A 24334-nucleotide genomic window follows, 5' to 3' on the forward strand; every position below is an offset into this window, starting at 1 on the left:
TGGCACACGACATCGGCGATAATGATGGAGAGGCTTCCGTCCGCGAGCCTGGTCGCGTTCAGGAAATCTCCTCCCACGTCGATGCAGGGAAGGTAGACGTATGAATGGCGGACTCCCTCGATCAGCGGAGCGGTCGCGTCAAGCTCGTCCGTATTGATAAAACAGTTCTGTATTTTTTTCGCCCGGGAAAGATCGACGTTGATTTCGTCCAGGCGCGCCGATTTCTCACGGAGCGAGTGCTGGGAAAAGGTGAAGTTCGCGAGGTTGTTACGGAAGCGCGAGAAGGTTTCCATGAGGCAGTTTCGGTAAAAGACGTTCGCGAGGCGCGCACTGCGCGCAAGAAGCGAATCGAAGTCCGATTTCGCCAGGGTGAAGAGATCGGTGGGCGCCACGGTGACCACGCTCGCCGATCGCGGCAGGTTGTCTATCAGGGAAAATTCGCCGAAAAACGCGCCGCCGGGAAGGGTACCCAGGGAGATTTCCTCGCCGCCCTCGCCGCAACGGGCGACTTTCACCATCCCTTCTATAAGGATATACATGGACTCGCCGCGATCCCCTTCCCCGATGATGATCGAATTCGCGGGATGGGATTCCCTCCTGAGCAGGGGAATGATCGCCGCGAGGTCTTCGTCCCTGAGCCCGCTGAATACGGGAATATTATTCAGCAAGGCGATGATTTTGTTCAGCGATTCCGTGTCCATGTCGTTTCCTGCTGCCGGCCTTCCTGGTCCGGCGATGCGCATGATTCTACCCTACCCCCGCAGGGATACAAGAAAATAAATTTTTGCCCGAGGGGGCGTTCGAGGTCACCAGGGGTAATATCATGATGCTCCGGGGGATTGCGCGTGCGGCGGTTTAAAGCCCGAAGGGACGCAGGATCCACCTGAAAAACTTTTTAATCCAGTACACGATCTTTTGTACTATATTCATCTGGAGATAGCGCCGGCGCTCCTCGATCCAATCGACCTCGACGGGCGCGAAATTCTTGCGCACGATATTTTCCTCGACCTCGATGTCGAATTTTTCAAGCGAAGAATTTGCGCTCACGATGGTGCATTCTATTTCGGTCCATCCCAGCTCCCTGGCCGCCATGAGACGGCGATACCCGGCCAGCAGGACGTTTTTTTTGTTCAGGGTGACGGGATTGATGAGCCCGTGCTTGCGCATCGACTCCTTGAGCTCATAAATGCTTCCAAGGTCCTTACGAATGCGCCGCTTGATCTTGATCTGGTCCAATCTGACTTTCAAGGGAGTGTCCTCACCGGGAAATGGGATGCGACATGATGGGTACCACTAGTGCGAAATCGGCGAAAAGTCAACAGTAAATCCGGGTAGCGTTCAATTATTCCAATTGGGAATTATTTTCAATAATTTACTTGACAGTTTTCATATATTACTATATGCTGATATTGTAATATAAACCGAATGATTGATTATTTTAAAGCCCTATCGGATACCACGCGCTTCAGGCTGCTGAATCTCCTCATGCACTATGAGTTGAACGTGAACGAGATCACCGCGGTCATGGACATGGGGCAGCCACGCATCTCGCGACACCTGAAAATTCTCACCGACAGCGGCCTGCTCTCTTCGCGCCGCGACGGCCTCTGGGTATTCTATTCCGGGGTGAAGGAGGGCGATGCGCGGCGTTTTATCGACGCGATAACCTACCTGTTCGCGAGCCCGCCCCTTTCGGCCGACATTGCGCGCGGACTCAAGGTTATAGAGGCGCGGACCGCCGAGACACGCAATTTCTTCAACGGGATCGCCGACGCGTGGGACGCGAAAAAGAGCGACCTTTTCCGTGAATTCGATATTGCGGGAAAAATCATCGAGCGGGTGCCTCGCTGCACCGTCGCCGCCGACCTTGGATGCGGCACCGGCGATTTTCTCCAATTCTTAAAACAGCGCGCGGATCGCAGTATCGGCGTCGACAACTCGCCGCGCATGCTCGAGATGGCCCGCCAGAGGTTCTCCGGCGACGGCTTCTCGATAGACCTGAGACTGGGTGAGATGGAGCACCTGCCCATGAGCGACGGGGAAGCGGATTTTGCGCTGATGAACATGGTCCTTCATCACCTCGTCGCGCCCGAGAAGGGAATCCGGGAAGCGGCCCGTGTCATGAAGAAAAAGAGCACCTTTATCGTCGTCGAATTTGAAAAACACGCGAGCGAAGCTCTCCGGTCCGATCACGGGGACCGCTGGCTGGGATTCGATGCGAGCCAGATAACCCGCTGGCTCCGAGACGCCGAATTCTCCATCAGGGATTCCGTGCCTTTTCCCATTCCCGGCGGGCTAAGCATACGCCTATACCACTCCGAAAGGGAGTGACACTATAAAAGGAGGATACTTACTATGTCCGTTCTCGCCATCGAAAAGAAACTTCCCTACAAGGTCGCCGACATCAGTCTGGCGGACTGGGGACGCAAGGAACTGGATCTTGCCGAAAACGAAATGCCGGGTCTCATGTCCACACGCAAAAAATACGGCCCGTCCGCGCCGCTCAAGGGCCTCAAGATCGCGGGCAGCCTGCACATGACCATCCAGACAGCGATGCTCATCGAAACCCTCGTCATACTCGGCGCCAACGTCAGGTGGGCTTCGTGCAACATCTTCTCGACACAGGACCATGCCGCGGCGGCGATCGCCAAGGCCGGCACCGCAGCGGTGTTCGCCTGGAAGGGCGAATCGCTCGAGGAATACTGGTGGTGCACCGAACAGGCGCTCACCTGGCCGGACGGCAGCGGGCCCGACCTCATCGTAGATGACGGCGGCGACGCCACCCTCATGATACACCAGGGGGTGAAGGTGGAGAAGGATCCCTCACTCCTGGACAAGACCTACGACAACAAGGAATTCAGCATCATCATGGATCGCCTTCGTGAAAGCTATCGCGCGGACAAGACCCGCTGGCAGAAGATGGCGTCGAAAATCCAGGGGGTATCCGAGGAGACGACCACCGGGGTGCACCGCCTCTACCAGATGCAGGCCAACGGGGAACTGCTTTTCCCGGCCATCAACGTAAACGATTCCGTGACCAAGTCAAAGTTCGACAACCTGTACGGCTGCCGGGAATCCCTCGCCGACGGCATCAAGCGCGCGACGGACATCATGGTTGCCGGTAAGGTCGTCGTGGTATGCGGATACGGCGACGTGGGCAAGGGATGCGCGCAATCGATGCGCGGGTTCGGCGCCAGGGTCATCGTGACCGAGATCGACCCCATTTGCGCACTCCAGGCAGCGATGGAAGGCTACCAGGTAGCCGTCATCGAAGACGTGGTTTCAGAGGGGGACATTTTCGTTACCGCGACCGGCTGTTTCGACGTCATTAACGGCGCACACATGGAAAAGATGAAGAACGAGGCGATCGTCTGCAACATCGGGCATTTCGACAGTGAGATCGCCATGCATTACCTTGAGACCACCGCGGGGATCACCAAGCTCACGGTCAAACCGCAGGTCGATAAATGGACCACCCTTTCCGGAAAATCCATCATCGTGCTCGCCGAGGGGCGCCTCGTGAACCTGGGCTGCGCCACCGGGCATCCGAGCTTCGTTATGAGCAACAGCTTTACCAACCAGTGCCTTGCCCAGATTGAGCTGGCCGGTAAAAAGCTCGAGGCGCGCGTATACACCCTTCCCAAGAAGCTGGACGAAGAGGTCGCGCGGCTTCACCTTGACCGGCTTGGAGCCAGGTTGACCAGCCTGACCCCGCAGCAGGCGGAGTACCTGGGCATTCCCGCGGAAGGCCCGTTTAAGCCGGAGTATTATCGCTACTGATACGCCTCTCATCCCAAAGGGAAAGCGGCATCTCGCGATGCCGCTTTTCTTGTAAATAAACGGGGCCCGGATTTCTCCGGGCCCCTATTTTATTACTGCTTAATTCTCGAATCAGTCGCCGTCGCCTTCCGGATACAGGCTTTCGATCTCGGCGGCATACTTCGTATTTACGATCTTGCGCTTCACCTTGAGCGAGGGGGTGAGCTCCCCGGTCGCCTGGGTCCACTCAGCGTCAAGGAGCCTGAACTTGCGTATCTGCTCCACGCGGGCGAACTGCTTCGTGTACTTTTTGACTTCCTCGCCGACCATGGCGTTCACCTGCGCATTCTCGATAAGGTCCTGGTTGCTCGAGAAGGCGATTCCGCTCTTCTTGGCCCACTTCTTAAGCTCTTCGAACGCGGGAACGATCAGCGCCGCCAGATACTTCCTCCGGTCCCCGATCACCGCGACCTGCTCGATATAATGCGAGGTCTTGAGGCTGTTCTCGATATTCTGCGGGGAAATGTTCTTCCCGCCCGCGGTGATGATGATATCCTTGATGCGTCCCGTGATCGAGAGATACCCGTCCTCGTCGATCATGCCAATATCGCCGGTCCGGAAAAATCCGTCCTTCGTAAAGGCTTCCTTCGTATCGGCGGGGTTCTTGTAATAACCCTTCATGACCTGGGGTCCCTTGATCAGTATCTCGCCCTCGTCGGAAATCTTGATCTCGGTATCCTTCACCGCCGGGCCCACCGTACCGGGCTTAATGAGCCAGGGGCGGTTGTAGTTGGTAACCGGGGTGGTTTCGGTCAGGCCGAACCCCTCGAGGATCCTGAGTCCCATCCCAAGGAAGAACTCGGCATCGGATACTGAGAGCGGTCCCCCGCCCGAAACCGCGAGGCGAAGCTGATCCATACCCAATGCGGCCTTCAGCTTGGAAAAGATCAGTTTCTCGGCAAGGTTTACCTTGAATCCGATCAGGCCGGTCGGCGCGATATTCTTGCATACGTAAGGAAGGTTCTGCTTGGCAACTCCCATCGCCCAGTTGAACAGCGCCTTTTTCACGGGCGGCGCATCGGCGACCTTGGCCACTATTCCCGAGTGAATCTTTTCGTACAGCCGCGGAACGCTGATAAGCCCGGTGGGTTTGACCATTACGAAATCGGACTGGATGGTCTGGAAGCTTTCCGCGAAAGCGACTTTTACGCCCACGAACATCGCGAGGTAGTAGCCCGCGGTGCGCTCGAGCGAATGGGAAAGGGGAAGGAATGAAAGGAAGGTGTCGTTCTCGGTGAGGTACTCCTCGATCCCGTTCATGATCTGGTTGACGTTCGATACGAAATTGTTCTGGGTGAGCATTACGCCCTTGGGATTGCCCGTGGTGCCCGAGGTATAGATAAGAGTCGCGAGATCCGAAAGCTTGATGGCCTTGAGCGCCTTTTCGAAGTTGGCCTTGCCCTTATAGGCCTCGCCCTTTTTCATGGCTTCCTGGATGGTGATCACGCCCGGCTTCTTGCCCTTCGGGGCGTCGATGATGATAATATCTTTAAGTTTTTTCAGCTTCTTCTTAACGGAAAGAACCCTGTCCAGGTGGTCATTGGACCCGCAGATACACGCCTTGGATTCGGAATTGTCGAGGATATACTCGGCCTCATCCGCAGAGTTAGTCGCGTATACGGGAACGTTTACCGCCCCGATCGAGAGGATAGCCAGATCGGTAAGCCACCATTCCCACCGGTTTTCGGAAAAGAGCGCTACCTTGTCACCCTTCTTGATACCTGACGAGAGCAGGTACCAGGCAAGCTTGTGAACCATGTCGTTCATCTGGTTCCAGGAAAGATCTACATATGCGCCATCCTTCTTATAGGCAACCATGGCCTTCTCGCCATACTTGGCCGCGCGATTCTGGAAAATCGCGCCCATCGATGTTTCTTTATATTGCGCCATCTATTCCTCCATTAAAATTTGATTTAGAAAATATATTATTTATACAGGACGCCAGAGAAACCCTCGGTCGCGAAATCGCATGCGAAGCGAATCGTTCCCGGCGGGTCAAAAAACCAAAACACATGACGTGTGAGTATGTCTTATTGTAAAATGATGAATAAACCTCTTTGTCAATCATCTTATTATACAGGTTTAAAAAAATTGCGCGGGACCGGCCCCGCAGCGGTTAAACCTATGGACTGACCGATGATTCCGGGAAACTTATGGTGAAGCGCGTCCCCTCCCCCTCCTCGCTTTCGACCTGTATTTCTCCCCGGTATGTTTTTACGATCGAGTAAGAGATCGACAGCCCAAGTCCCGTCCCTTCGCTTTTCTTGGTGGAAAAGAATGGCTCGAATACTTTCTGCAGGTGAGTCGACGGGATACCCGCGCCGTTATCCAGCACCGCGATAAATACCTGCGCCTTCTTTCCGCCGGAAGCGCCCGTCTCAACGATTAGCTCGGGATCCGGGCGCCCCGAGAGGGCGTCTGCGGCATTTTGCAGCAGGTTCATGAGCACCTGTATAAGCCGGTTTTTCGGCATCTGGACCGATACCCTGCTGGCGTTGAGTCGAAGCTTGACGCGGATGCCCTTTTTCTGCAGGTTTTTCAGAAATATTTTGACGGGGAAGTCGCGAATCATATCGTCGATCTGTACCGATTCCAGCCCTATGCTTGACGGGTTTGAATAGTCCTTGAGCTGCTTGACGAGACCGGAGAGCCGGCTTATCTCCTCCTGGAGCGATTTAACCAGTTCATCGAACGAAGCCCTGTCCCTCGTCTCCAAATCCGATGCGATATCCTTCATTTCATCAAGGTCGAGCTGCATTATCGAAAGCGGGTTGTTTATCTCGTGCGCGACGCCCGCGATTATCCTTCCCATCGATGTCAGGCGTTCGTTGCGGTCCAGCGTCAGGCGCATCATGTTCTGTTCTTCGACCGAAAGTATTTTCTCGATTGTGATCGAGGCTAGGTTGGAAATGCCGATAAGAATGTTCATGACATATTCATCCGGCGTCGACAGTGGCTTTTCGAACGCCATAATGACCGCCAGTCCGAACGATCCCCGCACCGGCACGGGGATGAAAAGGGCCGATTTATGCCTGGTGAGACCGGGAAAGACCGAAAAGTCCTCGTCGTTCAACTCGGTCATGACATTTTTTACCAGGATCGGCGATTCCCTCGCGTCAAGGAGCTTGAAGGTCAGCGAATTCTTATCGCTCACGGGCTCCTTTCTGCCCTGCGCGAGCACCCCGTCGCCGAATACGCTCGAAAATCCGCCGTTCCCCTTAATAAGGAGTTCGATCTTGTCGAACGCGATGATGCCGTGCAGCGATTCGCTCAGTATCCCGAACGCCTCGTCCCTGTTCGAGCAGTTCAGGAAGCGCGCCGAGGCATAGTTGTATATGGTGACCAGGTTTACAATGTTGCGGTTCTGTTCTATCAGGGTGTTCTCGATCTGCTTCTGGTCGGAGATATCGCGGATGAACGCGAAATTGCCGATCGGCCTTCCCTGCTTGTCGAGCAGCCTGGACATTGAAAGCAGCACCGGGACGGTGCTGCCGTCCTTCCGGACGAATTCCTTTTCCAGGATGAAGGGACGGCAGCTCTTCACCATCTCCTTCATCATGGCCTCCTGGTTTTTAATATACGAGGGTTCGGTGAAATCGTAGAAGGTCTTCCCTTCCAGGTCTTTTTCATCCCTTCCCAGGATCGCGAGGTATTCGCCGTTATAATCGAGATACTCGTTACTGTCGTTCACGAGTACGAAACCCAGCTTCACCGTCTCGATGATGCTGCGGTTATAATTGCGCTCATTCTCGAGCTGGTATTGTAAATTTTTAAGCTCCGTGACGTCCTGGATGAAGCCGTAAATCACCCTGGCCCTGGCGGATTTTCTTCGTACCGGGTTCAGGGACACCAGGAAATACCGGGTCTTTCCCGCGATCCTGACCTCTATTTCGATAATTTCCGGTACCTGCCTGCTGAACACCGTCTTTATCTTCCGCTTGATTGTCCGCCGTGGATTGCCTGTAAAAAGTTCGTGCACGGGCACATCGCTTAACTCGTATTCCCGGAACATCGACCGGAATGAGCGGTTTCCGTAGATGATCCGGAAACGAGCATCTAAAATGAAGAAGCCGTTCACCGAATCGTCGAGTATGCCCATGAGGAACTCGCGGGACAGGAAATCCGCCTGCCTCAGGTCATCAGGCGGATTTTCAGTATCCATGGCACCGTTATCACCGGGGATTTTTGCCATCACCGCCAGCCTGTTCCTTTTCGCATATGTGCCCCGTCCACGGTATCAGACGTTGGGAATGGCGGGTTCCATCTCAGGGATGACTGGAAAATCGAAAAGATGACACTCTTTGAGGGGTACGCAGTGTAGAACGCATATCGCATGCCTTAATTACCATAGTCCGGACATGCTATGTCAAATAGATTTCAAGGGGGTCCGATAGCCCTGCGTGCAGGCCCGGATGCCGCAATCCAATTCTTATCAGGTTTGACAGGGAAACTTAACGTAGTTGAGGATTCTAGTTGCCGAATTCAATGGATCGCGCTATATTACACTAGCACTCCACACTATTGAGTGCTAACTCTTGCGGCCTGATATATTTCCCGGATTGCGGATACAGGAGCTTATCCCCATGGAAATGGGGATTTTTTTTGATCGGTATCGTAAAATTCCTGCACCACGCGATCGGCAGCGGTTTTTATTGATGGCAGCTCCGACTCAATCTCCGGGTAAACCTGGACGATCGATTTTTGTATCAGCCCCAGATATTTTTCCATGGGCGGCAGCAGATATTTTTTGACATACGTGGCGTTTTTCTTGTCACGCCATTGTTTGTACCATGCGGCCTTATAGGCGGTCATTGCGTAAATCCGGTATACGGTCGCGTAAAAGGAGACGATAACGCTTTTATCAATCGATTTGATCGTATCGGCGAAACCCGCCTCTTTTTTCCGCGGATTCTCTTCCCCGTAGGCGTACGTGAACACGTAATAGAGCTCGACGTCATGGTCATAGCCGAATCCCGTATCCAGGGCCTGCGTAGTTTTCTTGAACAGCCGCTTCTCCTCCACGGAAAGAAACTGCTTGGGATCACGGATGCCGAACCCGGCACACGCGCTGCCTGCAAGACCCGCGATACATGTTGCGAGAACCAATTTCCGTAAAACCATTTGTCAGCTCCTGCTATTCCAGATACTCGGCGCGGATGAGGTGGTCCTCATCAATATCGCAGGCCGCCTTCCTGCCGGCTATCTCATCGATTCGATACGCGGGCATTCCGGTTCCCGGCCGCTTGGCGACCAGGTCGTCGCGCGTGATGAGCGAGCCTTTTCCGATAAACCTGCTGCTAAAGACGCTGCGTCTCGCGGAATTTGCAATCTCTTTTTCCGAAAAATCGGACGACAGGTGTCCGTCGCCCGCCATCGCGATCGCTTCCCGAACCCCTTCGACCATTCGCCTGAATCCGGCAGGATCGAGCGACACGGCGCTATCGGGGCACTCAAATCGCGGTTGGTGCATGAAATGCTTTTCGAATATCCGCGCCCCGAATGCCGCCGCGATTTCCGCCGTGCGTTCGTCCGCGGTGTGATCAGAAAAACCAACGCGGACGCCAAAGCGTTTTCCGAGCGCCGGAATCCGGGCGAGATTCGCCTTATCGCGCGGAAGCGGATACAGGGACACGCAGTGAAGGAGGACGATATCGGGCGCGCCCGATTCCCGAAGGACCCCGAGCGCGGACGCGATTTCATCCTGGGTACAGATGCCGGTCGACATGATCACGGGCTTGCCCGTCTTCGCGATGCGGCGAAGCAGCGGGTGATTCGTCACCTCCGACGAGGCGACCTTGTAGAGCGGCACGCCGATCGACTCTAGGAGCTCGACGGACGGCGCATCGAAGGGCGATGAAAAAAATACAAGGCCCCTTTCAAGCGCCCTGGCTTTCAGCAGGCGATAGTCGGCCTCCCGGAGGACAAACTTTCTGAAGAATTCGATCTGGCTGCCGTCCGGCGCCCCCTCGCTTCCGGTCGCCAGCAGCGAGCTCGTATACCTCGAGTAAAAAAGCTCCGGCACGAACGTCTGGAATTTCACGGCGTGGGCGCCCGAAGCGGCCGCCGCATCGATCATTAATGCCGCCGTTTCCGGGTCCCCGTTATGGTTAAGCCCGATCTCCGCAATAAAGACCGTCTCCCTTCCCTTAAACACGTCCGACGCGAGCGACATTCCGCTGAACCCCCGATTCGATTATGTCACACTATCATGCCCGCGGTATTTATTTCAATCAGAATCCGGGTATTTTAATTGACAGTGGCCCGATTTCTGCTAAAGTACTTTTCCTTGAATGCATTTTTCATCCATTTCACGATCATCGAGGAGCCCCCGTGGGAAAAAAATTCATACTCTCGCTCGATCTTGGAACGACCGGCAACCGGGTCTTTTGTTTCGACGATACCGGCTTCCCGCTTTCAAACGCGTACAAGGAATTCACCCAGCATTTCCCGAAACCGGGCTGGGTCGAGCACGATGCCGAGGAGATCTGGACCTCGATCTGCGAGTTGATACCGGAGGCCATTCGAAACGGCGGCCTCGACGCGAAGGACGCGATATGCCTGGGAATCACAAACCAGCGCGAGACCACGGTGATCTGGAACAAGGATACGGGAAAGCCCGTCTACAACGCGATCGTATGGCAGTGCAGGCGCACTACCGGAATCTGCAACAAGCTCAAGGAAGACGGCCATGAGGCGCTTTTCAGGGAAAAAACAGGCCTGGTCCTCGACGCGTATTTTTCGGGGACCAAGATAAAATGGATACTCGATAACGTGCCCGACGCGCGGGACCTGGCGAAGAACGGCAAGCTGCTTTTCGGCACCATAGACACGTGGATACTCTGGAAGCTTACCGGCGGCCGCTCGCATAAAACCGACCACACGAACGCGTCCCGCACCCTCATATTCAATATCGCGGAAAAACGATGGGACCGTGAGCTCATCCATATCCTCGATATTCCGCTCAACATTCTTCCCGAGGTTCGGGACTCTGCCTCATATTTCGGCGAGACGGTGGGTGTTCCCGGCCTCCCCGACGGCGTGACGATAGGCGGAATCGCGGGCGACCAGCAGGCGGCGATGGTGGGACAAAACTGTGTGTTCGAGGGCACCATCAAGAACACCTACGGGACGGGCTGCTTCATGCTCCTCAACACGGGCGACAATTTCATCCTTTCGAAAAACGGGCTGCTGACCACGCTCACCTGCGACACGCAGGGGAAACCGGTGTACGCCTTCGAGGGCTCGGTGTTCATCGGCGGCGCGGTCGTGCAGTGGCTTCGGGACTACATGAAATTTTTCGAAAAGAGCTCGGACGTCGACGGTCTTGCCGAAAGCGTATCCAAGGACGACGAGGTTGTACTCATCCCGGCGTTCGTGGGCCTGGGAGCGCCCTATTGGAAAATGGACGCGCGCGGGGCTATTTTCGGCCTTACACGCGACACGACCCGCGAACAGATCGTGCGGGCCGCGCTCCGGTCCGTGGCATTCCAGGCCATGGACGTGATCAACGTCATGCAGCAGGATTCCGGCAAGATCATCCACGAGCTGAAGGTCGACGGGGGAGCGACCAGGGGACGATACCTGATGCAGTTCCAGGCCGACATACTGAATATCCCGGTCCTGCTCCCCGAGGTGACTGAATCAACCGCGCTCGGTGCGGCCTACCTGGCGGGCCTGTCGCAGCGCCTCTACAATTCGATCGAAGAGGTCGCCAAGCACAATCGCATCGTCCAGAAATACGCGCCCCGAATCACGGATTCCGAGCGGCAGCGATATATTGCGATCTGGAAAGATGCGGTAAATCGATTATTGTAGTTGATATTTCCACGGGCACGGATTACAATTGGAATCGACGTCAGCATTATTATCAGCATGGAGGCTTATATGGCGAAGCCATTACTAGGGGAGATGCTGCTGGAAAGCGGTGAAATCACCCAGGAGCAATTAAATGAAGCGCTCGCTATTCAGAAGAAGGAAGGCGGGCTCATGGGGATCATACTCGTGAACCTGGGCTATATCTCCGAGAAACAGCTGGTGAATTACCTTGCGCTCCAGGCGGAAAAGGTCGTTAAATCCGAATAAGCCGGTTTTAATCCCCAATCATTCCACGTACAAAAAACCACCTGTCGGCCAGGTGGTTTTGAGTGTCGTATCGTTTTGAAGACTACACAAGAATCTCGTCCAGCCAGTTGAACTTGTCCGGCACATCTCCCGTACGAATAAGCGAGAGCCTGTCGTAAAGACCAGTGATAACCGGACCGGCGCTATCCCCGTTCCCGAACGTGAAGTCCTTTCCCCGGTAGTGGATGACATTCACCGGCGTGATTACGGCCGCGGTTCCCACGGCCCCGACCTCGTTGAAATCCGAAAGTTCCGCGATGTCGATCGGCCGCCGTTCGACGGTCATGCCCATGTCTTCGGCCAGCTGCGCGAGGCTCTTGTTGGTGACGCTCGCGAGGATGGATTCCGATTGCGGCGTGATGTACTTGTTGTTCATGATTCCGATAAAATTCGAGGTGCTGAATTCGTCGATATACCGTTTTTCCTTGGGATCCAGGTACAGCACTATCGGGTAACCCTGTTTCTTGCCGTAGAGTTCCCCGCGTAAACCGGCCGCGTAATTGCCACCCACCTTGCAGTCACCCACGCCCATCGGCGCCGCGCGGTCGAATTCTTCTACGACAAGCGCTTTCACCGCCTTGAATCCACCCTTGTAATACGGTCCCACGGGGGTCACCATCACGAGAAATATATATTCCTCGGCCGGACCGAGCCCGATCCTGGCGCCTGTCCCAAGCATAAGCGGCCTCACGTAGAGACTGGCGCCCGTGCCGAACGGCGGTACGAAGCGCGCGTTGGCCTTGACCACCCGGTGGATCGCGTCCTTGAACATTTCGGGAGGAACCACGGGCGTAATTATCCGCTCGCTGCTTCTCTGCAGGCGCTTCTGGTTCTCGTCGAGCCTGAAGGCGACTATCCGTCCGTCATGCGTTTCAAAAACCTTGAGCCCTTCAAAAGCTTCCTGCCCGTAATGGAGGCAGGGGGCCGCCATGTGCATGGTGATATTTTCATCGGAGACCAGCTCGCCCGCCGACCATGAACCGTTGCGATAGTAGTATCGTATATTATAATCCGTCTTTACGTATCCGAAAGGCAGTTCCGCCCATTTAAGCGGGGCCTTTTCTATTCCCTTGGTTTTGGTCGCCATTGAATCCACTTCCCTGCAAGATTTTCGTGAAAACTTTTCCATTATAGCTTAAAACCGGATATTGTCAACAATAAACGTTCCACCGGATTATCACCCTAAAAATTAAGCTTGAAATAATATCGCGTAATGCCCTTATAATCCGTAAATCAAATTTTGTTTCAAGGTACGTATACATGTCCATTGGAGGTCGTATGGCAGGCCCGATCGAGATTAAACAGTTCGACTCGCAAAACCGGAAGCTGATAAAGGAATTCATCATGATTCCGTGGACTTTGAAAATTTACGATAATGATTCCAGCTGGATCCCGCCCATCATTCATGAACAGAAAAAATTCTTCCATCATGATAAGGGCTATTTTTTCGAAGTCGGGGAAGCCGCCTTCTTCATCGCCTACAGGAACGGAAAGCCCGTGGGCAGGATAACCGCGCATGTCAACAGTCTGTATGAAAAGAAGTACGATACCCACACGGGGTTCTTTGGACATTTCGAATCGCTGAACGAGAAAGAAACGGCCCAGGCGCTTTTCGACGCCGCGGCGGCCTGGCTGCGCGGAAAGGGCAAGACCACCATGCAGGGACCGCAGAGCTTTTCCATATATGACGCGATCGGTTTCGAGGTGCACGGGGAGAACGTAATGCCGGTCATCGGCCTGTTCCACCTGGCAGGCTATTACAAGGACCTGGCAGTCGCGTGCGGTTTCGAAAAATTGATCGACTGGTCGTGCTACCTCGTTAAGAAAATCGAGGATTACAAGCCGTACCTGAAGGCCGTCCGTGACGAATACATGAAAAGCCAGACAGACCTGGAATATTCTATCTTCGACAAGAAAGATTTTCCCAGAAGAAGGCAGGACGTACTCGAAATCTTCAATACGGCGTGGGAAGGCAACTGGGGGCATCTGCCGCTCACCCAGAAACAGTTCGACATGCTCATAGACGAGCTTATCCAGATCGTGGTCCCCGAACTGGTGATTTTCGCGGAGGACAGGAAAACCAAAAAAACGATCGGTTTTATAATTTCGATACCGGACGTAAACCATATCTTCCGCATCCTGAACGGGAGACTCTATCCCTGGCGCCTACTGCGCGCCCTCATGGCGGCCAAGAAAACGAAGAAGCTGCGTACCATTATAATGGGAGTACTCCCCACGTACCGCGGGCGCAAGATCGACGACGTCTTCTACCTGCGGACGATCGAGGACGGAGTGGGACTTGGCTTCGATGCGTCGGATTGCTCCCTCATTGTCGAAACCAATTTCAAGATGATAGGCGCGCTGAAACCCCTCAAGGCGGAAAACTACAAGACGTACAGGATCTATCAGAAAAAAATCTGAACATTGAATCTCATCCTGAAACACGAAGCGCCCCGATCGGGGCGCTTCTGCATTTATATGGATGAGAAACCGGTCACTCGGTATTTCTCAGGGACTCCAGGAGCCCGGACTCTCCCTGCCCGGCGGCAAGGCTTTTCCTCGTAGGAGAGCGCCAGAAAATGAACCGGTGCGCAAGCTGCGGCACGAAGCGGACTACCACCAGGGCGAATATCAGCCCCGCGAACACGTCAACGACATAGTGGTAGCGCAGATATACCGTGGACAGCACCATGATGGCCGCCCAGACCGAAGCTACCTTGAAAAACGGCCGGTAGAACATGTAGGCGAGCATTGCGGTCACTACGGAATGCATGGTGTGGCCGCTGGGACAACAGTCCCGTGTAATTCCTTCCCATGCGTCCAGTGTGTTTCTTATACTATCGAACAGGAAAACCCCTTCCAGGTGAGTGCTTTGCAGGTGCCCGAGTGTGAAACGGGGACCGATCGCGGGCGTTATGTAATATCCCAGGTAGCAAATGTAGAGTCCGAAAAAGATCGTTGAAGCTACGATATGGAACTGGATCTTTTTCCCTTTCAGGTACAGGATCACGATGAGTGCCGCGGGCAGAAAATAGAAGGTCGCATACCCGAGCTGGAGGAGCTCGGTGAGCGGGGGGAACGAAATGCTCTCGGCAAGTACGGTCGGATCATTCCCCAGGAACAGGAAGCGGTCCAGGCCTATGAGCACTTCATCTACGTCATGGGGATTGATGAGCGGCACAAGGTGATGGTGTTCGAAAAAAACGATTACTCCGATAATAAGCGCGTAGAAATCCCGGAAGGCCTCGAAGCCCCGGTGCTGGATATACCTGAAATGAAGAAGCGGGACGATCACCAGGATGAGCATGAAGATGCAATTCATCGTAAACACGATGGGCGCGTTTCGTAACCCCGGGATGAGGAGTATCAGCGAATTCAATACCACGAGAATGCCCATCGTCATGATCTCTTCGAGGTGGACGTGCCTGTCGTACTCTATTTTTCCCTGGATATGCATGTTTTTTGATTTTTCCGCCGAGAAGGATCCTTGATCCGATTTTGTGAATATCTAATCCCATTTAACAAACTATTCGCGAGGGACTGAAAAATCAAGTATAAATATGTAGTATTTTTCGAAATATGAACATTTTCAACAACATTGTTCTTCTTGCGGGGAAACAGGTTTCGTGTCACAATTTCTGGTTGATTTTCACTTCTTCTGTTCACTATACTTTGCCAGGTGACGATTATTAATAATAAGGCATATACACCATTCACGGAAACGGGGAACCAGACCATGAAAGCGCGCATAATCGGCCGCACCACACTGGCGATTCTTTTCATCACGGGTACGGCTTTGTCGGCCGGACCGGAGGGGTTTCCGGACCGTCCGTTTACCGCCATCGAGAAGAGCGATTCCGGATTCGACTCTCCCCTGCATCCCTCCGAGTTTAAAAATTTCCCCCGGGCGACTTACCGCACGCTGCTCAACGATTACGAGTTCCTCGCGGGCGAGAAGTTCTACGGCGCCGTGCATGCCGAAAAGTTTACGGTGCTTCCGACATGGTTTTTCGGTCCCCACGATGCGCGCCCGCAGGTCCTGTTCGCATACACGAGAAACCAGAAATATCCCCTGTTCATAATCCTGAACGAGGGATTTTCCAGGGGCGTCGCCGATGCGCTCGAAACCCGCGAGGTGCTGCATCTCATATATACGCCGGCAGGGGTTTACAAGGACATCCCGGTCGTAAGGCTTCTGAACGAATACCACACCCCCGGACCCCGCAGGGAGGAAAAGGCAACGCCATCGGTTTCCACGCTCCCTGAAATAATGAAGTATTATCCCGTGAAACCGGGTATGAAATGGACCGTTACCATAGGAAATAACGTGCGAATGATGGACTACGAGATCACCAATGTAGAAACCCAGTGGGCGATTGGAACGAAGCGTGAGACGGTCCCCTCCAATCCCGCTCTGGGGAAACAGGGTACGTTCACCATCCAGTTCGACGAGGGCAGGATCAGTTCCGTCGAGGAATTCCCGGATGCATCCGGCATGCCGGTTAAGAAAAGGGAGACTATCCTCCAGGGGCCGCTCAAGGCCGGCACGCGGTGGGAAATCATAGTGGACCAGGAAAAACGGCAGCGCGAAATCGTCGGAATCAACGATACCGTATCGGTCAACGGGAAGGAGTATAAGGACGTCATCGTGGTGCGTGAAGAGGCGCAGAACCCGGACCCGGGGATTAATTTTTTCGCCATCACCTACCTGTTTTACGCGAAGGACACCGGTTTTATCGGCTGCAAGGTCGACACGTCCGATTCCCGGGACAAGCTTCGCACCTATACTAAAATCGACGAGTGGTACATGGTCCGCTCGGACCATGTTCAGAAATAACCCCCGGGCCGCCCCGCTCTGGCGGCTTTTCTCCGGCATTTCCGGTTCGTCTTATAATGCTTGACGGACTTGTCCGGCCCATCCTAGTCTAGCGCAAATATTATTTTGGGGAATTCAACGTGGAACTGAAACGACAGCTTGGCGTATTTACCGGCATCCTTATTATCGTCGCCGATATGATCGGGACGGGGATTTTCATGAATACCGGATTCGTCCTGGGCATGACGGGCAGCGCGCTCACCGTACTCGTGCTCTGGGTGCTCGGGGGCATCGCGGCCATCACCGGATCGCTCTGCTACGCCGAGCTCGCCACCATGTGGCCCGACGTGGGTGGCGAATACACCTACCTGAAAAAAACCTTCGGTTTTCTTCCCGCCTTTCTGACCGGATGGGTTTCCCTTTTCGTGGGATTCTCCGCACCGGTGGCGACCGCGGCACTTGTGCTTGTGCAGTACCTGGGGAAATTTTTACAGAACACGGCGGGAACGGCCGCGCTCGATGGTGTTTGGATCCAGAAGATTATCGCGATTGCTATTATCGTGATCTTCAGCGTAGTGCATATAGTGGGCGTGAAGCGCGGGAGCTATTTACAGAACATTTTGACCGTCCTGAAAGTCGTGCTTGTGGTCTCCATCATAGGATTCGGTCTCTCGCTCGCGAACTGGGACCGCGCCGACAGGCTGGTCGCAGAATACCCCGCCCAGGACGGGACCACCATGATGAGCCTTCCGCTTATCGGGCTTGGTTTCCTGTTCGTCATGTTCGCGTACTCGGGATGGAACGGCGCGACGTATATCGCGGGGGAAATCAAGGAACCGGGGAAAAATCTTCCGAAGATACTTCTGGGAGGAACCCTGATCACCCTTGTTCTTTACCTTCTTATAAATGTCGTATTCCTCGTATCGTCCCCCGGGAGGGAGTTGATGGGCAATGAGACCATCGGCGCCATCGCCACCAAGAATCTTTTCGGGGACGCCGTGGGGAGCTTTTTCGCCCTGGGAATCGCGATCGTACTGCTTTCCGCGGTATCGGTGCAGATGATGATAGGGCCGCGCGTCTATTATGCAATGGCAAAGGACAACATGATGTTCCAGTCGCTGGGAAGGCTGCATCCCCGCTTCGAAACGCCCGCGCTCGCGATCGTGATCCAGATGTCACTCGCCATAATCTACGTGCTCACGGGAAGCGCCGAAACCCTCATGAAGTACATGGGATTCGCGCTCAATATTTTTCCCGTGCTCACCGTTATCGGCATGATGTACCTGCGCTACCGCGAACCGGGAATCGCGCGTCCCTTCAGGGTGCCCCTCTTTCCCCTGGTGCCCCTGGTGTACCTCGCGCTCGTGATCACGATGATGGCCGCCGCGCTGTTCAACTGGACCATCACCTCGCTCTTCGCGATCGGGATCGTGCTTGCCGGCATACCCGTCTACTACCTGTGGCAGCGGCTGCTGGCTCGAAAAGCCGCGCGGGGCTGATATCGCCCTCCCGGCTTCACCATGCAAAAAGGCCCGCTGACAAGGCGGGCCTTTTTTCGTATCGAACTTCGCGTTCAGGTCGTTACTTGACTGATCCGAAAAACTCAAGCACCCGGGGAACCTCGGATGTCCAGTATTCGAAATCATGCGCGGCATTCTCGGGCGCGTTCAACTGAACCCTGACGTCCGGCCTTTTTTCATGCAGCGCGTCGAAAAAGGCCTGTGTCTGCGAAAAGGGAACGACCGCGTCTTTTTTGCCGTGCCCAAGGTAGATCGGCATGGTCCACGCCCTTACGCCCGACTGTGGATTATCGATCTCCGTCCAGCGCTTCCTGTTGGCGTTATACGCGCCATACACGGCGGTCACAAGATTGTCGGACGGCATCGCCGTCTGGTCAAAATCCCCGGAGAGCGCCGCCCCGCCCTTGAACAGATCGGGCATGGCGAGATGCAGGAGCGCGACTCCCCTTCCCCCGGTCGACAATCCCAACAGGAAATTTCTCCCCCCCGGCATGAACAGTCCGTACCGCTGCAGCGAAGGGACGAGAATTTCCTTGATCCATTTCGCCCCCGGCACGGGGCCCCATTTGAGCGTGGTCTCGGGAAAATATTCCGATTCATACAGCGTCTTCTTCATCTCGGGAAACACGAGCCGGTAACCCAGGTTTCTCGCCTGACTCACGAGCTGCGTCTTCTTCTGCCATTCGGTGCGCGGGAAGTCCCATCCGGGGAGAACGAGAATATCCCCGCCCTGCGCGCCCTTGTCGGGGGAAACGTAGACGTCCACCGGGACCGATTCGTCCGCCATGGAGCCCCCCGGGGCGCTCGCGGGAAGCTGCAGCGTGGTAAGCCCTTCCTTGAGCGGAAGGTACTCGCTGCGCTTGAGGTCCTTCTCCCCGCATGAGCTTCCGGATACCACGGCCAGGAAGATCGCGACCGTGGGAATTAAAAGGGATACCGGGGACACCCTGTACCTGTTAGTTTCCACTTGCCTGTTTATTCTCCGCGCGCTCTGCGAACATGAGATTGGCTGCGTTAGCCCCGAAGTTATATCCGTAGCTGAAAGGCAGCAGGCCCGTCGACTTCTCCGCGAACAGCTTCTTGAGCTCCGGCTGGAACCTGTTCTGGAACAGCGGGATGGGCATAGTGTAAACCCCGTGATAAGTGAACTTCCATTCCTTCTGCGGGAAGAAGCGCATTGCTACACCGGAATCGTCTTGAAGTATCTGGTCGCTCTGCGCGAGCGTGAAATCGCGGATCCTGGTAAAATGCGTGTCGTAGTGCATCAGGTAGGACGCCGATTTTACGATGGTGGTGAATCGTGTATACCGGGAAAGGTAGGCGAAGAAGTTGGGCCGTTTTTCCAGCGCGGAATCCTCCACGTCGACCTCGAAGTAGCGCACCCGCTTGATGGGGGCGTCTTTCCCCTTGCGAAACAGCATCTCGGCTCCCGGTATGACCATAGCCTTCGTCGTCTTCGATACGTCGGTGGTGACCTGACCAATATCGTCGATGTAGATTTTTTTAACATCCAGGATCTCATACTCCGAGCGCGCGAGAAAATACATCATGACGCTGATGATGCTCGTGAATGCATTGGTGCTGATCTCCTTCTGCATGTGAAGGGTCTGGAAGAAGTTCACGTTCAGGATGCTGTTCAACGCGGCGGTCAGACCGTTGAGCCCGGCCAGGAGCTTGTCCGTCGCCACTCCCTGCGGCTGCGGGATATTTCCGGTCGCCTCGAGTCCGAACATGATGTACTCGTCCCCGTCGGGAAAGAATACCAGCGCGTTCAGGACATCGGGACCGGCGAAGGGATAGTAGATCGTGCTGTTGAACGGACCGGGCAGGAACTTCTGCCTCCATGCCTCGATCTTTTTCATATTGGATTCCTGCAGCCTGGACCAGCTCGCGTCCATCTGCTTCTTGAATGCCTGGTATTCCTTTGTCTGCGAAAATGTGTAAAGGCTTGACTGTGAGGGGAGATTCCTGCCCGCGATGAACAGCGCGGTCTCGTTGACGGTCGGATCGATCGTAATCTCGCTCGCTTTGACGACCCCTGCACCGACACGCTTCCCTGTCTCGGCGTGGTTCGAGCTGCAATACGCGAGCCCCATCGCCAATGCTACGATTGCGCCCAGGGCGATCACGCGTGAGCGCCGGGACATAAAACTCGCGAATAGCATACGTATACTCATTGCTGTCTGTTCTCCTTATTGATGGAATGATTGCGTTAAATTTGTTGCGAAACTGCCGTCTCGCACTCGCAGGGAACCCCTGCGGGGGGCTTTTAAGGGGCTTCGCCCCTTGTGCCCCGTAAAAAATTGAGTTATGCAACAAGTCAATTTATAATCGCGGCATGGCGTATCGGACCCCTCGCTGCCGCTGCCTGTCAAATCCGGTATCCGGCGGGGCCCGTGCGCGATAGTATCAGCCCGATATGAATCCTTTTTGTCAAGGAATATTTGACGGTCCTGTACGCCGCTAAAAAAGGCTCCCCTGCCCGTTCTTGCCGTCCCCGCGTGCGGGCGTTACGTCATCCTTGAGGCTTTCGAAACGTTCCGCGGCCGCGGTTATCTTCGCGTCGAGGGGCGCGCCTGCCGGTAATTCCAGGCGCTGGAGCACCTTCTTGATATCTTCCCACACGTCCTTTTTCAGGGGGCTCTTCATGTCGCCGTTGCGGAGCACGTATGCGGGATGATAGGTGGGCATGACCGGAATTTCCCCGAACAGGCACCACGTGCCGCGCAGCTTCGTGATCCCCTGCTTTGTATTCAGGAGAAATTGCGTGGAGGGATTTCCCAGTGTGACGATGACCTCGGGGCGGATTATCTCGATCTGCTTCTTTAAAAAGGGCCCGCAGGTCGCCCGCTCCTCGTCGTCCGGGGGACGGTCGCGCTGGAATTCCATGTTCACGGTCGGGCGGCACTTCACGACGTTCGCGATGTAGACGTCCTCCCGGGGAACCTGCATGCCCTTCTCGATGATCGCGGTGAGCAGCACCCCCGCCCTCCCCACGAAGGGGCGCGATTGCAAATCTTCCTCGCGCCCCGGTCCCTCGCCGATAAACATGACCCGCGCCGCGGGATTTCCCTCGCCGAACACGATGTTGGTGCGCGTGGTGGACAGCTTGCACCGCGTGCAATCCCCGATATGGTCGCGCAGCTCCTGGAGCAGTACGCGGTTCTTCGCGGCCTTTTCGTCGTTCGTCATAGTTTCGCCTTTATCCTTCTTTTCAATGCGCCCTCGGTTTTGAGCGCGGCCTGCGTGCCCCGCTCAAGCGTATCGCGCGCGCGGGTGAAATCCAGCATTCCCAGGCTCATGAGCTCAGGCTCGATGAGCACCGCGGGCGGGTTGTAGGCGATCATCGATCGCGTGTTCACCAGCTCCATGATATCGAGCGACTGCGCGAGAACCTCGAAGATGTTCGGCAGGCAGGGGCCCGCCTTCTCCTTTCCCTCACCCAGCCATTTCTCCACGGATTGGAGCCACTTCCAGCCGCGCGCCTTTTCGGCGAGGCCCGCCGACAGGTCCGGGCGCTTCCCGGCGGCGCGTACCCCGGAGGCATCGATGGGGGTGTAGTCCGATGCGCGTAGCCGGCTTTTCAGGAAACCAGGTTTCAGAAATGGGTGCAGGTTCACGGCCACCACCAGGGTCGCCCCCATGTCCTTCACGATGTCGATGGGCAGCGGATTTGCCACGCCGCCGTCGACGAGGATGGTTTCCCCGTGGCACACGGGCTCGAACACGCCGGGGATCGATATGCTCGCCCGGATCGCGTCGATCACGTTGCCGGATTGAAACACCATGGGCTTCCCCGCCGCAAGATCGGTGGCGGTGATTCCCAGGGGGATGCGGAGGTCCTGGAACGTCGTCCCGCGCGGAATATACCGGGAAAGGTATTCCTTGATGCGGTTTCCCTCGATGAGTCCCGAGCGCGGGAAGACCGGGTCGAAGTAGCCGAGAAGCTCCCTGGCGCTGACTTTCAGGAGGTCCTGTTTGAATTTCCCCATGCCCCCCGCGGCGTAGATCGCCCCCACCATGGCACCGATGCTCGAGCCCGCGATGAAATGGACGGGTATGCCCAGGGACTCCAGGTACTCGATAACGGCGATGTGCGCGATGCCCTTGGCCCCCCCGCTGCCGAGCGCGAGTCCCACGCGGTGGGATTTCATTATTCCCAGTATGCGGAGCAGGTTTTTCATGTCGTTCAATGAAGGCGCGGCACCGGCATGGAATCGATTCGCACGATCCGCCAGACCAGCCGCGCGGCTTCAATAAGTATTGACACCGGCAGCGAAGCGTCAATAAGATTTCGGCATTCCCGCGGCGCGATTATACTGGAAAAGTGAACCGCGCATGACGCTGCTCTTCAGCGCTACTGCTTGAAGATCTGCTTGATCTGCGCGAGCACGTCGGCGGGAAGCAGGATGAACTTGGATCCCTGCGATTCGCCCAGCTTCATGAGGCCCTTGACGTACTCCTGGCCGAGCAGGTAGACGAGCGGATCGCCGCCCGTGCCCTTCAGGGACTCGGCGACGTTTTTGATCGCGTTCGCCTCGGCTTGGGCAAGTCGTTCCCTGGCCTCCGCGTCGCGCTCGGCGGATTCCTTGCGCGCCTCGGCCTCGAGTATCTGCGCCCGCTTGAATCCTTCCGCCTTTTTCTCCTGCGCCTCCTTCTGCGCTTCGGCCTCGAGCACCGTCGCGCGGCGCTCGCGTTCGGCCTTCATCTGGAGCCCCATGGCGTGGAGCAAATCCTCGGGGGGCTGGATGTCCTTGATCTCGACGCGGGTGATCTTCACGCCCCACGAATCGGTGGCCTCGTCGAGCGTTACTAAAAGCTCCGTATTGATCTTCTCGCGTGATGAAAGCGAATGGTCGAGCGTCATCTTGCCCATGATCGAGCGGAGCGTCGTGAGCGCGAGGTTGGAGATCGCCCACTGTAAATCCTGTATCCCGTAATACGCCTTGTAGGGATCAAGGATCTTGTAAAAGACCACGCCATCAACCCTGACCGCGGCGTTGTCAACGGTGATGATCCCCTGTGCCGGAAGCTCCATCACGCTCTCGCGGATGTCGAGCTTCGCGGCGATACGGGAGAAGATGGGATTTATGATATTGAGACCGGGATTAAGCGTATTCGCGAACTTTCCGAAGCGCTCCACGATCCAGTTCTCCGCCTGCGGAACGATGCGCACGCCCTTGTAGATGAGGATGAAGGCGAATACCGTCAATGCGACTATGAGATACACCATACTGACCTCCCTTGTAATGATTGATATGTAGTGCGGATATTTTCTATTTCGGTTTCACGACAAGCTTGATTCCGCGGGCCTCTACGACGATGATTTCCTGCCCCGCGTCGAGGCGCCCCGAGGATTCGGCGACCCATTTTTTAAGGCCGTGGAAATTATCGTAGAGTTCGACCTCGCCTGGAATGGAAGGGCTGATAGGCTTCGTTACCCGTCCCGCGAGGCCCGTGAGCGTGGGATCGCGGAAATCGTTGTCCGTCTGGCTTTTGAAATGCTTTTTCAATTCAAGGTGCCAGAGCGCGAGGAAGGCGAGCGAGGAAACCATGAAGCAGAGCCATTGCCATTCGGCCTGCGTAAATAGCCCCAGGAATACCAGAAGCGCGGTTATCAGTGCGCCCGCGCCGAACCAGAAGATCACGAAACCCGGGACGATTATTTCGAGCGCCATGAGAATGATACCCAGCGCCGCCCATGTCAGGGGTGCAAGCTGCATTTTGTCCTCCGTTCCCGCGTAATTGCATGCACTCTACACGAGAGAACGGGCTTCTCCCGAACTATCGGTGTGCGAGATGATTTCATACATACCCTTCCCGGCCGATTTTAAAGGTCATTCTCCAGCTTTTCCATATTTCTCGAATCCGCGGGAGCGTAGTTTTTCAAGTATAAATTGCCGTGAGTCTTCGGCCAGGGTGATTGCACTGATCGTTTTGTTTCGCTTCACCCAAATGGGAATTATTTTCGGTTGAATTAAGCTGGTAAATCCTCCAGTAGATTGCTGTTCAATTCCCTGTTTCGTTCAAATCTTGCATTACGGGCCTGTTTGAGTTT

21 protein-coding genes are annotated in these 24334 nt (G+C 55.3%); 7 read left to right on the plus strand and 14 right to left on the minus strand.

What is annotated here, in order from left to right:
* Both EPN93_13270 and EPN93_13275 read right to left on the minus strand, forming a co-directional pair.
* Positions 1–743 (minus strand): cyclic nucleotide-binding domain-containing protein (locus tag EPN93_13270; GenBank protein TAL33732.1); only part of this gene is annotated, 743 nt, incomplete at its 3' end.
* 112 nt (positions 744–855) lie between these two features.
* Complete coding sequence (locus tag EPN93_13275; GenBank protein TAL33733.1) at positions 856–1275, minus strand: chromosome partitioning protein ParB; 420 nt, start codon at positions 1273–1275, stop codon at positions 856–858.
* A 150-nt stretch (positions 1276–1425) separates the two neighbouring features.
* Here EPN93_13275 and EPN93_13280 point away from each other — a divergent pair, with 150 nt between their 5' ends.
* Positions 1426–2331, plus strand: a complete 906-nt coding sequence (locus EPN93_13280) for a methyltransferase domain-containing protein (protein TAL33734.1) — start codon at positions 1426–1428, stop codon at positions 2329–2331.
* Positions 2332–2355: 24 nt separating this feature from the next.
* Positions 2356–3780 carry an adenosylhomocysteinase gene (locus EPN93_13285; protein ID TAL33735.1) on the plus strand — a complete coding sequence of 475 codons (1425 nt, stop codon included), beginning with the start codon at positions 2356–2358 and terminating at the stop codon, positions 3778–3780.
* A gap of 111 nt (positions 3781–3891) precedes the next feature.
* Here the strand turns inward: EPN93_13285 and EPN93_13290 are convergent, their stop codons facing one another.
* The 4 genes from EPN93_13290 to EPN93_13305 form a co-directional block, all read right to left on the minus strand.
* Complete coding sequence (locus EPN93_13290; GenBank protein TAL33736.1) at positions 3892–5709, minus strand: long-chain fatty acid--CoA ligase; 1818 nt, start codon at positions 5707–5709, stop codon at positions 3892–3894.
* Between the two features lie 232 nt (positions 5710–5941).
* On the minus strand, positions 5942–8011 hold the full coding sequence (locus tag EPN93_13295; GenBank protein TAL33737.1) for a PAS domain-containing sensor histidine kinase: 2070 nt from the start codon (positions 8009–8011) through the stop codon (positions 5942–5944).
* A 383-nt stretch (positions 8012–8394) separates the two neighbouring features.
* Positions 8395–8940, minus strand: a complete 546-nt coding sequence (locus EPN93_13300; GenBank protein ID TAL33738.1) for a hypothetical protein — start codon at positions 8938–8940, stop codon at positions 8395–8397.
* A gap of 13 nt (positions 8941–8953) precedes the next feature.
* Positions 8954–9991, minus strand: a complete 1038-nt coding sequence (locus EPN93_13305) for an N-acetylneuraminate synthase (protein TAL33739.1) — start codon at positions 9989–9991, stop codon at positions 8954–8956.
* A gap of 23 nt (positions 9992–10014) precedes the next feature.
* Between EPN93_13305 and glpK the strand changes: the two genes are divergently transcribed.
* Both glpK and EPN93_13315 read left to right on the plus strand, forming a co-directional pair.
* Positions 10015–11634: a glycerol kinase gene (glpK, locus tag EPN93_13310; GenBank protein TAL33740.1), complete on the plus strand. Its 1620-nt coding sequence runs from the start codon at positions 10015–10017 to the stop codon at positions 11632–11634.
* A 69-nt stretch (positions 11635–11703) separates the two neighbouring features.
* Positions 11704–11901 carry a hypothetical protein gene (locus EPN93_13315; GenBank protein ID TAL33741.1) on the plus strand — a complete coding sequence of 66 codons (198 nt, stop codon included), beginning with the start codon at positions 11704–11706 and terminating at the stop codon, positions 11899–11901.
* Positions 11902–11983: 82 nt separating this feature from the next.
* Here the strand turns inward: EPN93_13315 and EPN93_13320 are convergent, their stop codons facing one another.
* The gene (locus EPN93_13320) at positions 11984–13027 is read right to left on the minus strand and encodes a branched-chain amino acid aminotransferase (GenBank protein TAL33742.1); all 1044 of its coding nucleotides are present in this window, start codon (positions 13025–13027) and stop codon (positions 11984–11986) included.
* Between the two features lie 191 nt (positions 13028–13218).
* Here EPN93_13320 and EPN93_13325 point away from each other — a divergent pair, with 191 nt between their 5' ends.
* Entirely contained in the window at positions 13219–14361 is a 1143-nt protein-coding gene (locus EPN93_13325) for a hypothetical protein (protein TAL33743.1), read from the plus strand.
* A gap of 73 nt (positions 14362–14434) precedes the next feature.
* Here EPN93_13325 and EPN93_13330 read toward each other — a convergent pair whose 3' ends face one another.
* Complete coding sequence (locus tag EPN93_13330) at positions 14435–15397, minus strand: phosphatase PAP2 family protein (protein TAL33744.1); 963 nt, start codon at positions 15395–15397, stop codon at positions 14435–14437.
* A 279-nt stretch (positions 15398–15676) separates the two neighbouring features.
* On the opposite strand from EPN93_13330, the gene EPN93_13335 reads away from it, so the two are divergent.
* Both EPN93_13335 and EPN93_13340 read left to right on the plus strand, forming a co-directional pair.
* Positions 15677–16777, plus strand: coding sequence for a hypothetical protein (locus EPN93_13335; GenBank protein ID TAL33745.1), 1101 nt, complete (start codon positions 15677–15679; stop codon positions 16775–16777).
* A gap of 119 nt (positions 16778–16896) precedes the next feature.
* Positions 16897–18255 (plus strand): amino acid permease, encoded by a 1359-nt coding sequence (locus EPN93_13340; protein ID TAL33746.1) that lies wholly within the window; start codon positions 16897–16899, stop codon positions 18253–18255.
* 82 nt (positions 18256–18337) lie between these two features.
* Here EPN93_13340 and EPN93_13345 read toward each other — a convergent pair whose 3' ends face one another.
* From EPN93_13345 to EPN93_13370, 6 genes are all read right to left on the minus strand, one after another.
* The gene (locus EPN93_13345) at positions 18338–19063 is read right to left on the minus strand and encodes an alpha/beta hydrolase (GenBank protein TAL33752.1); all 726 of its coding nucleotides are present in this window, start codon (positions 19061–19063) and stop codon (positions 18338–18340) included.
* Positions 19064–19232: 169 nt separating this feature from the next.
* Positions 19233–20453: a hypothetical protein gene (locus tag EPN93_13350; protein ID TAL33747.1), complete on the minus strand. Its 1221-nt coding sequence runs from the start codon at positions 20451–20453 to the stop codon at positions 19233–19235.
* 286 nt (positions 20454–20739) lie between these two features.
* Positions 20740–21468 (minus strand): uracil-DNA glycosylase, encoded by a 729-nt coding sequence (locus EPN93_13355; GenBank protein ID TAL33748.1) that lies wholly within the window; start codon positions 21466–21468, stop codon positions 20740–20742.
* On the minus strand, positions 21465–22460 hold the full coding sequence (locus tag EPN93_13360) for a hypothetical protein (protein ID TAL33749.1): 996 nt from the start codon (positions 22458–22460) through the stop codon (positions 21465–21467). The genes EPN93_13355 and EPN93_13360 overlap by 4 nt, the downstream gene beginning before the upstream one ends.
* A 173-nt stretch (positions 22461–22633) precedes the next feature.
* Positions 22634–23509 (minus strand): SPFH/Band 7/PHB domain protein, encoded by an 876-nt coding sequence (locus EPN93_13365; protein ID TAL33750.1) that lies wholly within the window; start codon positions 23507–23509, stop codon positions 22634–22636.
* 43 nt (positions 23510–23552) lie between these two features.
* Positions 23553–23999, minus strand: coding sequence for an NfeD family protein (locus tag EPN93_13370; GenBank protein TAL33751.1), 447 nt, complete (start codon positions 23997–23999; stop codon positions 23553–23555).
* Between the last annotated feature and the right edge of the window lie 335 nt (positions 24000–24334).

The organism is Spirochaetota bacterium (assembly GCA_004297825.1).
Lineage (GTDB): Bacteria > Spirochaetota > UBA4802 > UBA4802 > UBA5368 > FW300-bin19.